Source organism: Arenimonas sp., from assembly GCF_019459675.1.
GTDB lineage: Bacteria > Pseudomonadota > Gammaproteobacteria > Xanthomonadales > Xanthomonadaceae > Arenimonas.
Map to the genome: position 1 here is coordinate 1 of NZ_JAIBFH010000006.1, position 13,523 is coordinate 13,523.

The 13,523-nt window shown below is 69.7% G+C and carries 14 protein-coding genes and 1 tRNA gene; 7 read left to right on the forward strand and 8 right to left on the reverse strand.

The window, feature by feature from the left end:
• Positions 1-449, forward strand: a 449-nt coding sequence (locus K0M70_RS00140; RefSeq protein WP_290777653.1) for a response regulator, incomplete at its 5' end; no start/stop codon positions are given.
• 7 nt (positions 450-456) lie between these two features.
• On the opposite strand, the gene K0M70_RS00145 is transcribed toward K0M70_RS00140, so the two are convergent.
• Positions 457-2,400, reverse strand: coding sequence for a 3-hydroxybutyrate oligomer hydrolase family protein (locus K0M70_RS00145; RefSeq protein WP_290777655.1), 1,944 nt, complete (start codon positions 2,398-2,400; stop codon positions 457-459).
• A 111-nt stretch (positions 2,401-2,511) separates the two neighbouring features.
• On the opposite strand from K0M70_RS00145, the gene K0M70_RS00150 reads away from it, so the two are divergent.
• The 3 genes from K0M70_RS00150 (at position 2,512) to K0M70_RS00160 (ending at position 5,312) form a co-directional block, all read left to right on the forward strand.
• Positions 2,512-3,321, forward strand: coding sequence for a 3-hydroxybutyrate dehydrogenase (locus tag K0M70_RS00150; protein ID WP_290777658.1), 810 nt, complete (start codon positions 2,512-2,514; stop codon positions 3,319-3,321).
• Positions 3,322-3,401: 80 nt separating this feature from the next.
• The gene (locus K0M70_RS00155) at positions 3,402-4,610 is read left to right on the forward strand and encodes an FAD-dependent oxidoreductase (RefSeq protein ID WP_290777687.1); all 1,209 of its coding nucleotides are present in this window, start codon (positions 3,402-3,404) and stop codon (positions 4,608-4,610) included.
• 42 nt (positions 4,611-4,652) lie between these two features.
• Positions 4,653-5,312: a response regulator transcription factor gene (locus K0M70_RS00160; RefSeq protein WP_290777662.1), complete on the forward strand. Its 660-nt coding sequence runs from the start codon at positions 4,653-4,655 to the stop codon at positions 5,310-5,312.
• Between the two features lies 1 nt (position 5,313).
• On the opposite strand, the gene K0M70_RS00165 is transcribed toward K0M70_RS00160, so the two are convergent.
• Entirely contained in the window at positions 5,314-6,630 is a 1,317-nt protein-coding gene (locus K0M70_RS00165; protein ID WP_290777664.1) for a hypothetical protein, read from the reverse strand.
• A gap of 137 nt (positions 6,631-6,767) precedes the next feature.
• Between K0M70_RS00165 and K0M70_RS00170 the strand changes: the two genes are divergently transcribed.
• The 3 genes from K0M70_RS00170 (at position 6,768) to K0M70_RS00180 (ending at position 7,929) form a co-directional block, all read left to right on the forward strand.
• Positions 6,768-7,178, forward strand: a complete 411-nt coding sequence (locus K0M70_RS00170; protein ID WP_290777667.1) for a hypothetical protein — start codon at positions 6,768-6,770, stop codon at positions 7,176-7,178.
• Between the two features lie 67 nt (positions 7,179-7,245).
• Entirely contained in the window at positions 7,246-7,824 is a 579-nt protein-coding gene (locus K0M70_RS00175; RefSeq protein ID WP_290777669.1) for a cysteine dioxygenase family protein, read from the forward strand.
• Positions 7,825-7,843: 19 nt separating this feature from the next.
• Positions 7,844-7,929 (forward strand) — tRNA-Leu (locus K0M70_RS00180).
• A gap of 77 nt (positions 7,930-8,006) precedes the next feature.
• On the opposite strand, the gene K0M70_RS00185 is transcribed toward K0M70_RS00180, so the two are convergent.
• The 6 genes from K0M70_RS00185 to ccmE are packed head-to-tail and all read right to left on the reverse strand — an operon-like array spanning position 8,007 to position 13,471.
• Complete coding sequence (locus K0M70_RS00185) at positions 8,007-9,119, reverse strand: homoserine O-acetyltransferase (protein ID WP_290777672.1); 1,113 nt, start codon at positions 9,117-9,119, stop codon at positions 8,007-8,009.
• A complete protein-coding gene (locus K0M70_RS00190; RefSeq protein ID WP_290777675.1) occupies positions 9,116-10,117 on the reverse strand; it encodes a tetratricopeptide repeat protein in 1,002 nt (333 codons plus the stop codon). The genes K0M70_RS00185 and K0M70_RS00190 overlap by 4 nt, the downstream gene beginning before the upstream one ends.
• Positions 10,117-10,542: a cytochrome c-type biogenesis protein gene (locus K0M70_RS00195; protein ID WP_290777678.1), complete on the reverse strand. Its 426-nt coding sequence runs from the start codon at positions 10,540-10,542 to the stop codon at positions 10,117-10,119. The genes K0M70_RS00190 and K0M70_RS00195 overlap by 1 nt, the downstream gene beginning before the upstream one ends.
• A complete protein-coding gene (locus K0M70_RS00200) occupies positions 10,539-11,069 on the reverse strand; it encodes a DsbE family thiol:disulfide interchange protein (protein WP_290777690.1) in 531 nt (176 codons plus the stop codon). Before K0M70_RS00200 ends, K0M70_RS00195 begins: the two co-directional genes overlap by 4 nt.
• On the reverse strand, positions 11,069-12,991 hold the full coding sequence (locus tag K0M70_RS00205) for a heme lyase CcmF/NrfE family subunit (protein ID WP_290777681.1): 1,923 nt from the start codon (positions 12,989-12,991) through the stop codon (positions 11,069-11,071). Before K0M70_RS00205 ends, K0M70_RS00200 begins: the two co-directional genes overlap by 1 nt.
• Positions 12,992-13,471 carry a cytochrome c maturation protein CcmE gene (gene ccmE / locus K0M70_RS00210; protein ID WP_290777684.1) on the reverse strand — a complete coding sequence of 160 codons (480 nt, stop codon included), beginning with the start codon at positions 13,469-13,471 and terminating at the stop codon, positions 12,992-12,994.
• Positions 13,472-13,523 lie beyond the last annotated feature (52 nt).

Below are 13,523 nucleotides of genomic sequence, written 5' to 3' on the forward strand. Positions count from 1 at the left end.
TGTTCGCCATCGAGGTGCCGCGCGCCGCGCCGGCGCCGGCTGCCGCCGTGGCGGCCGAGCCCAACCCGCCCGAACCGCCGCGCAGCCGCGTGCTGGTGGTGGACAACGACCCCGCCGTGCTGCGCGGCATGCAGGCCTTGCTGTCGGGCTGGCAGTGCGAGGTGCTGGCGGCGCGAGACGCTGATCAAGCCCTGCGCCTGGTGGCGCTGGGCGCGCCCGACCTGATGTTGCTGGACTACCACCTGGACGGCGGCCAGACCGGCCTGGGCCTGCGCGAACGCCTGGCCGCCGCGATGCCGCCGTGCCCCTGCGTGATCATCACCGCCGACCATTCCACGCAGGTCCGCGACGCCGTGTCTGGCGCAGGCTGCAGCCTGCTGCACAAACCGCTCAAACCCCTCGCGCTGAAATCGGTGATGGCGCGCCTGCTGGCCGCTCAGGCGCGCTAGCAATGCCTCAGGGCAGGGTGCCCAGGTTTTCCGCGGCCAGCGGCGCCAGGGCGCCGTTGGCGAACACGCGCGGCGTGGTGCGGATGCGTGCGTCGCCCGGCAGCGGTGTGCCGTCGGCCACGTGGCTCCAGGCCGCGTCCAGCGCCCGGTAACCGAAGGGCATCATCGGCACATAGCGCATTCCAAGCGCGGGCAGGCCCAGGAACGCATCGAAGTGCTGGGCGTTCTCGACGGCCCAGTAGCTCACGGCGCGGCCGTTCGCCTTGGCCCACGGCGCATAGGCGCCGCCGCTGAAGGCCTCGGGCACCAGGCCGTCGTCCACGCCGTGCACCACGATCACGGGCAGGCCCGCGCGCGGCAGCCCCGCGGTGGTCGCGGCCACGCTGGCGCGCACCGGACCTGCGGCGTCATTCCACAGCGCGCGCAGGCAGCGCAGGCCGGGCAGCGGCGTGTCGCTGCCGGCCGCCAGGGTGTCCACGATGCCCACGCCGGCGCCGGGCGCGATGCCGCTGCCGTCGCTCCACCAGGCGCTGCGTTCGGCGGCCGTGGTGGCGCGGGGCGAACCGTCGGCCGCCAGGGCCGCGAGACGATAGCCGCAAGGCATGTCGCCCGGGCCGGTGCGGGCGTAGGCCGACGCATAGGTCACGTTGACCGCCCGCCACAGGTCGAACGCGGTGCTGATGGCTCCGGCCGTCAGTGCGGCGTCGGTCCAGCCCTGTGCCTTCAGTTTTTCGTGGGCTTCCCGGGCTTGCGCCTCGGGCTCGGAAGCGGCGATGTCGGCGCTGGCGTGCAGCGAAGCGCAGCGGGCGATGCCCGCGGGGTTTTTCGCGCCGCCCGGGCGAGCCAGCAGCACGCCGTCGAAGGCCGGCGCATTCAGTGCGCAGGTCATCCACAGTGCGGCCTCGGTGCCGTAGTCATAAAGCGCGCGCCCACCGTTGGCCGGCAGCACGTTGGGCGACACCGCCACGGCAGCGTCCAGCCAGTCGCCCGGCAGCTCCGCGGCGCGCAGCACGGCGCCACCGCCGTTGGACACGCCCACGGCGATCACGCGCGTGTTGGCCGGGTTCCACGGCGCGCCCTGCGGCCGTGCCTGGTCGAGCACTTCAAGCGCGAACTGCGCGGCCTGCTGCAGGTGCCGGCCCCAGTCGGCCTCGGGGTTGTCGCCCGAATGGGCGTGCTTGATCGCGATCGGCGCCACGCCCGACGACGGCCCGGTGCTGACGCTGAACTCCACGGGCGCGCCGGCCGGGGCGCGGCGTCCGTCCAGGCCGATGCCCACGCCGTCGGTGGTGTCGACGTAGCCGGTGCCGGTTCCCTTGTCGGTGTAGGCCACCGCACAGCCGCGCGGCAGGCCCCAGGCGCCGGCGAGGGAGATGGATCCGTAGATGCCCCGCGATCCGGACGAGGCGGTCACGATCACGCAGCGCTTGGCCAGGTCGAAGCGGTCGGGCAGTTGCACCAGCACGCGGTGCGGTTGGCTGCGGCCGGGCAGGGTGGCGAAGGCGGTGTACTCGCGTCCCGGCACCGGCGCCAGCGTGCCGTACACGGTGGCGTAGCCGCCGCCGGGCGCCAGGTCGGCGATGCCGCGCCAGTTGGTCCATATGGCGCGTCGGCGCAGTTCCCCGGCGGTGGGATCGTCTGCGTTGGCGAATGCCGGAGGCGTTGCACTTCGCAGGCCGGCTTCACCCAGGCCAGCGGTGAGCAGGTCATCGGTGTTGGAGTGCTCGCTGACCGCGATGCCCGTGATGCCCGAGGCGCCGTCCGCGCCGCGGGTGTTCAGGCCAGCGCAGCCCGCGACAGCGATTGCCGACGACAGCGCGCACAGCGCCAGCGTGGTCTTCTTCGTTCGCTTGGCCTTTTCCGTCGCGGGCGGCGGGACCGCGCCGGCGGGGCGGGTGCGGCGGTCCCAGGCGGGCTGGGGGCGGGCGGGCGTCTCAGGGGTCTGGCTCATCCCCAGACCTTAGCAATCGCGCGCTCCCGCGGCATCGTACCTTCGTACGACGCGGTGCCCGGGGCAGGGCTGCTAGGGTGGGGCATCGACTTTGATGCAAGGATTCCGCGCATGTCCGACCGCTTCCTCGAAGGCCGCACGGCCCTGGTCACGGGCGCCACGTCGGGCATCGGCCTGGCCATTGCACAGGCGCTGGCAGCGGCCGGGGCGCGCGTGGCCGTGAACGGACTGGGCAGCCCGGCGCAGGTTGCGCAGGCGCTGGCGTCGGTGCAGGCGGCAGGTGCACCCGAGGCGCGTCATTTCGACGCAGACGTTTCCGACACCGCGGCGGTGGAGGCCATGATGGCGCAGATGGCCGCATGGTCTCCCGCCGACGTGCTGGTGAACTGCGCCGGCGTGCAGCACGCGGTGCCCATTGCGCAGATGCCGGCGGCCACCTGGGACAAGCTGATCGCCATCAACCTCAGCGCGGCCTTCCACACCATGCGCCTGGCGCTGCCGGGCATGGCCGAGCGAGGCTACGGGCGCGTGGTGAACATCGCCTCGGTGCACGGCCTGGTGGCGTCGGTGAACAAGTCGCCGTACGTGGCCAGCAAGTTCGGCCTGATCGGCCTGAGCAAGGTGGCCGGACTGGAGTACGCCAGCGCCGGCTCGCGCGAAAGCGGAGGCATCACGGTGAACTGTGTCTGTCCGGGTTGGGTGGAAACACCGCTGATCGAACCGCAGATCCTGGCCAAGGCCGAAGGCGCCGGCGGCGATCGCGAAGCCGGCGTGCGCGAGCTGCTGCGCGAGAAGCAGCCCAGCCAGCGCATGTCCCTGCCCGAGGAAATCGCCGAACTGGTGGTATGGCTGTGCCGCAGGCAAGCACACAACGTCACCGGCACGGCCATCCCGGTGGACGGGGGCTGGACGGCGCAGTAACGCCCGCCAGCGGCTGAGGGGTGATGCCTGGGAACCGTCACGGGTAGAGTGTTGCTTCTACCGCGGCAACGGGATGGATGATGGATCTCAAGAGTGGATACCCCTACTGGGCCGTCAAGAACGGGCTGATGCATGCGTTCCCGCGCCTGGCCTCCGACCACGCCTGCGACGTGGCCGTGGTGGGCGGCGGCATCACGGGCGCATTGATTGCCGATGAGCTGCATCGCCACGGCCACGACGTGGCCGTGTTGGAACAGCGCGACGTCGGCTGGGGCAGCACGTCGGCCAGTACGGCCCTGCTGCAGTACGAGATAGACGCGCATCTGGTGGACCTTGCCAAGCAATACGGGCTGGACCAGGCGCTGCTGGCCTACCGGGGCTGCGCGCAGGCCATCAGCGAGCTGGGTGATCTTGCCAAGCCCTTCCGCGACGTTGAATTTGCGCGCCAGGACAGCCTTTACTACGCGTCCAGCCGCTGGCAGAAGCGATCGGTGCGCGACGAGTTCGAGCTGCGGCAGGCCAACGGCTTCGACGTCGAATGGCTCGATTCGCCCGACCTCATGGAACGCTTCGCCATCGACGCCCCGGCCGCCATCCTCACCCGGCCAGCGGCGCGCGTGGACCCCTACCGCCTCGCCTATCGCCTGCTGATGCGCCTGGAGGCGGGCGGTGGCCGGGTGTTCGATCGCACGCGCGTGGCGGACCTCCAGGCCACGTCGCGCGGGGCAAGGCTGCTGACCAGCGACGGTCTGACCATCAGGGCCAAGCACGTGGTGATGGCGGCCGGCTACGCCAGCCAGCACTGGCTGCCCAAGCGCGTGGCGAAGAACCGCAGCAGCTATGCCTTCATCACCGATCCGATGTCGGCCCAGGCCCTGGGCTTCCTGGCCGACACCATGGTGTGGGAGTCGGCGCGACCCTACCTTTACCTGCGCAGCACGGGCGATGGTCGCCTGCTGGTGGGCGGCGACGACGACGGCATGGACATCCCCGCGCGGCGCGACGCCCGGGTCGAGAAAAAGCAGGCGGCGCTGCAGAAAAAACTCGCCAGACTCTTTCCCCACCTCGACTACACGCCGGCCTTCGCCTGGGCCGGCACCTTCGCCGAAACCGACGACGGCCTGCCGTACTTCGGGACCCACCCATCGCAGGGCCCGCGCGTGCTGTTCGCCATGGCTTACGGCGGCAACGGCATCAGCTACAGCATGATCGGAGCCGGCCTGCTGCGGGCGGCCATCGAGCGCAGGAAGCATCCGCTGGCTGCACTGTTCTCGTTCGAGCGCGGCTGAGGTGACGTTCCTGCAGCGGCGTTGCGCGCCTACAATCCCGGCATGACCCGCCTGCTGATCGCCGACGACCACCCGCTGTACCGGCTTGCCCTGACGCAGGCCGTGCGCGGCGTCCTGCCCGAAGCGGACATCGCCGAGGCGCAGGACCTCGCCGGCGTGCATGCGGCCCTGGCTGCGCGCCCCGACACCGACCTGGTGCTGCTGGACCTGCACATGCCCGGCAGCCACGGACTGATGGGCCTGGCCTCGCTGCGCGCCGAGCATCCGGGCGTGGCGGTGGCGATGATTTCCGCGCATGACGACCCCACCACCATCCGCCGGGCGCTGGCCTACGGCGCGGCGGGCTACCTGACCAAGCGTGCCGACCTCGCGGAGCTGCAGGCCGGCCTACGTGCGGTGCTGGCCTGCGAGGAGTGGCTGCCGCCGTCGCTGCGCGACAGCGTGGCGTCGTCCGCCACCGACCCTGGCGACCGCGAAACTGCAGCCAAACTGGCCACGCTCAGCCCGCAGCAGTTCAAGGTGCTCACGCGCGTGGCCGAGGGCCGCCTGAACAAACAGATCGCCGACGAACTGGGCATCCAGGAGCGCACGGTGAAGGCACACATGAGCGCCATCTTCGAAAAGCTGGGCGTGCGCAACCGCACCCAGGCCGGCGTTCTGCTGGGCTCGCTGGCGCTGTCGGATCCGGCCCGCGAGGCCTGAGTCAGCGCCAGAACGGGATGACGAAGGGCTGCTCGGGATCCTCGTCCTTTTCGGGCGGCTCCTCCGGCGGCGTTAGCACCGACAGCTCGTGCCGGCCGTCGGCCAGGTCGCGCACCGGGACCATGTACAGCAGGCCGCGCAGGTCGCGGTGGGGCTCGGTGTACCACTCGGGCGTTGCCGCCACGACCTCGCCGTTCAGGCGCACCTGCACGGCGCGGCCGACGCAGGCCAGCAGCGCCACGCGGCGCTGGTTCTCCTCGTCGGTCTTGTCCTCCGGCCAACGCGCCCCGCAGTCGTCAAACAGGTGGCTGTGCCACTTGGGCACGTAAGGCACCACCAGGCGCAGGTAGGAGCCACGCACCACCATGTCGGGTATGTAGGGCGCCACCGGCGACGCGTCCCGCTGGTGGCTAGAGGCATAGTTGCGGCCCTCCACGCTCGAGGGCATGCCGCGCCGCGGGCCCGGGAAATCGCCGTAGGAGCCGACGCCCAGGTCCATGCGGCTCATCACCATGCCGGCACCGCTGGCCAACATCGCCGTGGTCATCACCGCGAAGATGATGGCCTGGCCGCGCTGCGCGCCGATGTTGGAGCTGAACACCGTGACCAGCGGATTGGAGGCGTTGCTCATGCCGACCCGGGCGTAGAGCTCCAGGGTACCGCGGCATAGGCGGTGGACGCGTGAGCCCGGCACCAGCCGGTCGCCGCGCGCCTTGTCGATGCCGGCTGCCAGCATGTAGGGCAGGAACATCAGGGCCATCAGCCCCAGCAGCATTTCCATGTAGAACTTCTGCAGGCCAGTGGCCCAGCCCACCAGCGTCACCACAGCGAACATCAGCGTCACGCCCAGCGACACCGGCACCAGCACCAGCACGATCGACACGCCGATGCCGAACACCATCGTGGCGGCGTTGTCGGCGCGTTCGATGGAGACGTCCATCGACTGCCATCGCCGCTGGAGGATGTCCTTGGCCAGGGGGCCGGATTTGAACGCGTCCATCCGGACGCCCCCGGGGAACACCGAGTTCATGCCGATCAGCGCCACCCAATAGGCACGGATCACCAGGTGCAGCGTGAAGGTGAGCGCCAGCAGGATGAGCCCGCCGAAGCCGTAGGTGAGAAGGATGCTCGCCAGCATCGCCACGTTGTCCTGCAGCCGCGGCAGCAGGTAGGCGCCGCCGGCCAGCATGGCCTGCGCGCCCTGGAACAGCGCGAACACCGTGGCGCCCGACAGCAGCAGCTCCATGTCCCAGGTGGGCGTGGTGCGCTTGGGCAGTGAGTGGGCGTCGTCCGGGCCGCTGCTTTCGTGCTCGTTCATTTCCTGTCCCCCACGCGTGGCCAGTAGGGTCGCAGACGGCCCAGTCGGCGACAAGCAGCGCGGTGCTAGCATCGTCGTCGATGACATCGATCCTGCAGGCAGTCGGTTGGGCGATCGGGTGGCTTTGGGCCAGCCCCATGACGGCGCTGGGTCTGCTGGCCGGGCTGGTGGCGCTGCCGTTTGGCGCGCACGTGGCGCTGTCGGATGCCGCAGTGGTCTTCCACCGTTTCCCCTGGGGGCCCGGCGGCGCGCTGACCCTGGGCAACGTGATCCTGCACACCGGCGGCTCGATGGACGAGACCACGCTCACCTACGCCTGCCGCGCCGGCCTGACCCGCGGCGAGCGCGTGCGCCTGGGTGACCACGAGCGCGCGCACGTGCTGCAGTACCTGGCGCTGGGGCCGCTTTTCCTGCCGATGTACTTCGCCTGTGGCGGTATTCATCATGGAAATCGCTTTGAGCAGGCGGCCGACCGCTATGCCCTTACGGGGCGCGGCTGGTGGCCCTGGCCACGGCCAGAACCCGGGCCGGGACAGACAAGGGGTTGACCAGCCTCAAGGCGGCGTGAAGGCCGGGTGCTAAACTGCGGCCATCCCCGAACCCGATGGTGACGCCATGCTGGCCCTGGAATTCCCCGGCTGTGACCGCCTGCTGGCGATGATCGACGAGGCCGTCGCGCTGGGCGACGACCACGCTGTCACCGACCGCCTGCGCAACGGCCTGTCCGACGCCATCCGCGACGGCCAGATCCAGCTCCCGGACTGCGTGCTCGAGCCCGTGGCCGACCACTACGCACGCCGCGAGCTTTACCGCTGCGAAGCCTCCGGCTACAGCGTGGTCGCCATGACCTGGGGCCCCGGCCAGGGCACCCCGATCCACGACCATTCGGGCCTGTGGTGCGTGGAGGGCATCTGGCACGGTCAGCTGGAAATCACCCAGTACGAACTGCGTGAACAGCAGGGCGAACGTTTCCACTTCGAACCGGTCGGCACGCACTTGGCCGGCGCCGGGTCGGCCGGCAGCCTGATCCCGCCGCACGAGTACCACACCATCCGCAATCCCAGCGCCAACGCCATCGCCGTGTCCCTGCACATCTACAAGCAGGCCCTCACCTGCTGCGCGATGTTCCAGCCCGAGGGTGCCAACTGGTACAGCAAGGCCGCCCGACAGCTCGGCCTGGACGAGGCCGCCTGAGCTATAATCCCCGGGCAACGCCGGTGTGGCGGAATGGTAGACGCGGCGGACTCAAAATCCGCTTGTGGTGACACAGTGGAGGTTCGAGTCCTCTCACCGGTACCACGGAGTGGCCTGCTGACATGCAGGCCCCCGAGTTCCAACCGAAGGCGGCGATCACTCGCCGCCTTTCGCTTTTTGGGTCAGCGGGCCAGGAACCCTGCGATGGCGGGCCCGAAGCGGGCGATGTCGACCAGGAAAGCGTCGTGGCCCTGGGGCGAGGGCAGCGCGACGAACTGGCTGTCGGCGCCGCCGGCGCGCAGGCCGTCGGCGATCTGCTCCTGCTGCTGCAGCGGGAACAGGATGTCGGTGTGCACCCCGATGGCCATCGCACGCTCCACCTGGATGCCGGCGAGGCCCTTGATGGCGTCGCCGCCGCCGTACTCGGCCACGTCGAACAGGTCCATCGACCGGCCCAGGTAGAGGTAGCAGTTGGGGTCGAAGCTGCGCACGAAGCGCTGTGCATGCGCTTCGAGGTAGCGCTCGATCTCGAACTCCTGGCCGAACAGGTCTTCGTCGCCGCGCATTTCGCTGTCGAGCTTCACCCGGCCGAAGCGGCCGTCCCATTCCATCGCCGAACGGTACGTCACCACGCCGAGCTTGCGGGCGATGCGCATGCCGTTCTCGGGATAGTGGGCGTCGTCGTAGTCACCGCCGTTCCACTGCGGGTCCAGGCGGATGGCTTCGCGCTGCAGCGAACGGATGGCGATCGAGAACGGCAGCGCCTGGGCGCTGCCCGAAACATTGATGTGCGTGCGCGCCGCGCCCGGATGCAGCAGCAGGTAGGCCAGCGCCGTCATGCCGCCCATCGAATTGCCGATCACGCAGGCCAGCTGCGCGATGCCCAGCGACTGCACCACCGCGTGCGCGGCGCGCGCACCGTCTTCGATGGACAGCTCGGGGAAGCTCAGGCGATAGGGCGCTCCGGTCAGCGGGTCCACCGACGCCGCGCCCGTGGAGCCCTTGCAGCTGCCCAGCGAATTCACGCACACCACGAACCAGCGGTCGGTGTCGATGGCCTTGCCCGGCCCCAGCATGGCCTCCCACCAGCCCGGCTCTGGATTTCCGGCGTGCGAAGCGGCGTGGGCGTTGGGCGAAAGGCCGGTGAGGATCAGCACCGCATTGTCGCGCGCGGCGTTGAGCTGGCCCCAGGTTTCATAGGCCATGCGCGCGCCCTTCAGTTCGCCGCCCCGCTTGAACGGGAACGGCGAGGGCAGGTTGACGAGGCGCGTCCCGGGCGGGATGGCTTCGGTCACGGATGCACGCGGTCAATGACCAGGGTGAAGGCCGCACCGTCCGCCACGTCCACCAACTGCACTTCGGCCTCCAGGTCGCCCGCCACCGCGGCGGCATCACCGGACTTGGACACGCGCGCCATCAGGCGCACCTTGGCCTGTGCGAAGAGCTTCTGTGCCGGCATCAGTCCGTCGGCGTCGGACAGGCGCAGCGAGATCGGGAAACCGGTGGCCGGCAGGCGCTTGACCGCCACCGGAATACCCGCGCCGTCCACGGTGCGGGCGAACACGAACAGCGTGTCGCCGGGCGCCAGCTGCGACGCCAGCGCCGGCGCGATGTCGATGGTGAGTTCAAGCGAAGGTGCGGCTGCACTGGCCGGGGGCGGCTGCAGTTCCGGAAGCCCGGCCTGTTCGCGCGCCAGCGCGATCTGCTGCGACAGGGCTTGTGCAGTCTGCGCGTCCACCAGCGGCAGCAGCTGTTCCCAAAGCTGGGCGGCGTCCGCGGGGCGATCCGCCTGCAGGCGCGCCGCACCCAGGTAGAACAGCCCGCGCTGGTGCGATGGTTGGCCTGCGACCACTTGTTCAAGCAGCGCCACGGCGCTTTCGGGGAAGCGGCCATCGGGCGCGGCGCGCATCTGCGCGTCGGCGTATTCCACCATCAGGTCCGGTTCGTCCGGCAGCAGCGCATAGGCCTTGGCCAGCGCATCACGCGCCTCGGGCCATCGCTCCTGCGCACTGCGGCTGCGCGCCAGCAGCACCCAGCCCTCGACGCTGGCGGGTTCCTCGGCCAGGCGGCGCTCGAGCTGGACGATCGCATCGTCGAGCGACTCAGGCACCTTGGTATTCACCGGGTCCAGCGCAGCGGGAAGGCCCAGCAGGGCGTAAAGGCCCAGGGCCGTCAGCGGCAGGCCCAGCGCCAGCACCACCGCCGTACCGCGCGCGTCGCGCCAGAGCGGCGGCAGCACGAAGGCCAGCGCCAGCGCGACCAGGGCCAATGAAGCCAGCACGAAAATCGTCATCACCACTCCTGGCTGTCTTCATTGGGCGCCGCCGCGGGCGCCTGTGCGGCGCGCCGGCGAACCACCACCACCAGCACCGCCGCCCCGCCCAGCAGGATCAGGCCGGGCCCGAACCAGAGCAGCCAGGTGGCGGGCCGCACGGGCGGGCTGTAGAGCACGAAGTCGCTGTAGCGCGCGACCAGGTAGTCCTTGATCTCGGGGTCGGACTTGCCCTCGCGCATCAGCGTCAACACCTGCATGCGCAGGTCGTGCGCAATCTGGGCGTTGGAATCGGCCAGGGACTGGTTCTGGCACATCACGCAGCGCAGCTCGGCGGCGAGTTCGCGGAAGCGGGTTTCTTCGGCGTCGTCAGCGAACTTGATCGGTTCGAGTGCGGCCACGGAAGACGACAACAACAGAAGCAGCGCGAACAGCAGTGCCTTCACTTGAGCTTCTCCAGTTCCGGCAGCAGCTGCTGCTGCACCACCTCGGGGGTAATGGGCCCGACGAACTTCCAGCGCACCACGCCGGCCGCGTCCACCAGGAAGGTTTCCGGCGCGCCGTAGATGCCCCAGTCCAGCGCCGCCAGGCCCGGCTCGTCGACGATCACCAGGTCGTAGGGATTGCCGAACTGTTCCAGCCAGCGCTTGGCGTCTTCCTCGGTGTCCTTGTAGTCGTAGCCGATCACGCGGACCGCGCCGCTGGTGGCCAGTTCGGTGATCACCGGGTGTTCGTCGCGGCACGCCGGGCACCAGCTGCCCCAGACATTGAGCAGGTAGGGCTTCCCCAGCAGGTCGGCGTTGCCCACCCTGCGCGACGGATCGCCCAGCACGGGCAGCGAGAACGCAGGCGCCGGCTTGCCGATCAGCGGCGACGGAATGGCGCTGGTGTCCTTGCCCGAATTGCGCAACACCCCGGCCGCCAGCAGCGCGGCCAAGGCAAGGAAGGCGAACAGCGGCAGCAGGCGCTTGATCATGGCGCGGTTACGGGGCGCCGGAAGCGCTTGTCGAACGCCACCACGAAGCCGCCGATCGCCATCATCAGCGAACCCAGCCAGATCAGGCGGATGTAGGGCTTCACGTAAAGCCTGAGCGCCCAGCCGCCGGACTGGTCCAGCGGTTCACCCAGGGCAACGTACAGGTCGCGCGACAGCGCGCCGTCCAGCGCGGCTTCGGTCATCACCTGGCCACCGGCCATGTAGGCGCGTTTCTCGGGATGCATCACCGCGATCTGCCGGCCATCGCGGTACACGCGCACCGTGCCGCGGTCGGCGACGAAGTTGGGTCCCGGATGTTTCTCGACGCCGTCGAAGATGAACTCGTAGCCGCGCAGCTGGAACCTGTCGCCGGCGCTGGCGGCGACGTCGCGCTCGATGCTGGTGGATTCGGTGATGAACACGCCGGCCACGAACACCGCCACGCCGGCGTGGGCCAGCAGCATGCCCGTCATCTCGGCCGTGAAGCGGCTGCCGGGGCTGCGCATCCGCTGCCAGACGAACCGCCCCGTGCCCGCCAGGATCCAGGCCGCGCCGGCGATGCCAAAGGCGGTCTTGGCCGTGCCCTCGGGCCAGGCGAAGAAGGTGATTACGCCCAGCACCACCGCCAGCACCGCCCAGGGCGCCAGCCAGCGCATCGGCTGTGCGATGTCCTCGCGCTGCCAGCGCATCAGGGGTCCGAACGGCAGCAGCAGCACCAGCGGCGCCATCAGCAGGATGAACAGCAGGCCGAAGTAGGGCGGGCCCACCGAAATCTTGCCCAGGTCGAGCGATTCGGCCAGCAGCGGGTACAGCGTGCCCAGCAGGATCATGGCCGCCGATGCGGTGAGCAGCAGGTTGTTGGCCAGCAGGAAGGTCTCGCGCGACATCGCCGCGAACGGCTTGCCGGTTTCCACCTTCGGCGCGCGGATGGCGTAAAGCAGCAGGGAGCCGCCCACCACGATCGCCAGGAAGGCCAGGATGAACATGCCGCGCTCGGGGTCCGAGGCGAAAGCGTGCACCGACGTGAGCACGCCAGAGCGCACCAGGAAGGTGCCCAGCAGCGAAAGCGAGAATGCCGCGATGGCCAGCAGCATCGTCCAGCCGCGGAAGTTTCCGCGCTTCTCGGTGACCGCCTGCGAATGCACCAGCGCCGTACCCACCAGCCAGGGCATGAAGCTGGCGTTTTCCACCGGGTCCCAGAACCACCAGCCGCCCCAGCCCAGTTCGTAGTAGGCCCAGAAACTGCCCAGCGCGATGCCGAGCGTCAGGAAGGCCCAGGCGATGTTGGTCCACGGCCGGGACCAGCGCACCCACTGCGCGTCCACCTTGCCGTCGATCAGCGCCGCCACCGCAAATGCGAACGCCACCGCGAAGCCCACGTAGCCGATGTACAGCAGGGGCGGGTGGAAGATCATGCCCACGTCCTGCAGCAGCGGGTTCATGTCGCGGCCTTCCGCGGCTCCCGGCAACAGCCGCTCGAAGGGGTTGGAAGTGAACAGCGTGAAGGCCAGGAAGCCCAGCGCAATCATTCCCATCACCGCCAGCACGCGCGCGACCACCGGGGCTGGCAAGGCCTTGGAGTAGCGCGCCACCAGTGCGGTCCACAGCGCCAGCATGAGGATCCACAGCAGCAGCGAGCCTTCGTGGGCGCTCCAGACCGCCGTGAACTGGTAGGCCACCGGCAGCAGCGAGTTGGAGTTGTTGGCGACGTAGGCCACCGAGAAATCGTGCTGCAGGAACGCCCAGGTCAGCAGGCCGTAGGAAATCGCCGTCAGCAGCAGCTGGCCATAGGCCAAGGGCCTGGCCAGGGCCATCCACGGGCCATGGTTGCGATGGGCGCCCAGCAGCGGCAGCACCGACAGCGCCAGCGCCAGCAGCAGCGCCAGCACCAGGCTCACCAATCCAAGTTCGGGCAACACTTAGTAGCCTCCCGGCTTTTGTGTCGGGGTTTCGGCCGTGGCCGGTACGTCGTGCTTCACGTGCGCCTTGCCCATGGCTTCGGCCACTTCGCGCGGCATGTATTCCTCGTCGTGCTTGGCCAGGATCTGGGTGGCTACAAACTCATCACCGTCGCGACGGCCGGTGGCGATCACGGCCTGGTTCTCGCGGAACAGGTCGGGCAGGATGCCTTCGTAGTGCGCCGTCATCACCGCGTCGCCGTCAGTGACGCCAAAGCTCACCTTCAGCGTGCCTTCCTCGCGCTTGAGCGATTGCTTGGCCACCATGCCGCCCAGCCGGAACACGGCCTGGTCGGCCGCTTCGCCTGCGTAAACCTGGGAGGGCGTGTAGAGGTAGGTGATGTTCTCGCGCAGCGCCAGCGTCACCAGGGTTGCGGCAACGCCCGAGGCGGTGACCAGCGCGAGGATCAGCCAGAGGCGGCGCTTTCGGGTGGGATTCATGCGGAGGGTCCGGAGTGGCGGGCGGGGGGGGGGGGGGGGGGGGGGGGGGGGG

Excerpts from the sequence above, each read along its gene's own strand:
- K0M70_RS00145 (WP_290777655.1), bottom strand. The coding sequence starts at position 2,400 with ATGAGCCAGACCCCTGAGACGCCCGCCCGCCCCCAGCCCGCCTGGGAC.
- K0M70_RS00150 (WP_290777658.1), top strand. The coding sequence starts at position 2,512 with ATGTCCGACCGCTTCCTCGAAGGCCGCACGGCCCTGGTCACGGGCGCC.
- K0M70_RS00155 (WP_290777687.1), top strand. The coding sequence starts at position 3,402 with ATGGATCTCAAGAGTGGATACCCCTACTGGGCCGTCAAGAACGGGCTG.
- K0M70_RS00160 (WP_290777662.1), top strand. The coding sequence starts at position 4,653 with ATGACCCGCCTGCTGATCGCCGACGACCACCCGCTGTACCGGCTTGCC.
- K0M70_RS00165 (WP_290777664.1), bottom strand. The coding sequence starts at position 6,630 with ATGAACGAGCACGAAAGCAGCGGCCCGGACGACGCCCACTCACTGCCC.
- K0M70_RS00170 (WP_290777667.1), top strand. The coding sequence starts at position 6,768 with ATGACGGCGCTGGGTCTGCTGGCCGGGCTGGTGGCGCTGCCGTTTGGC.
- K0M70_RS00175 (WP_290777669.1), top strand. The coding sequence starts at position 7,246 with ATGCTGGCCCTGGAATTCCCCGGCTGTGACCGCCTGCTGGCGATGATC.
- K0M70_RS00190 (WP_290777675.1), bottom strand. The coding sequence starts at position 10,117 with ATGACGATTTTCGTGCTGGCTTCATTGGCCCTGGTCGCGCTGGCGCTG.
- ccmE (WP_290777684.1), bottom strand. The coding sequence starts at position 13,471 with ATGAATCCCACCCGAAAGCGCCGCCTCTGGCTGATCCTCGCGCTGGTC.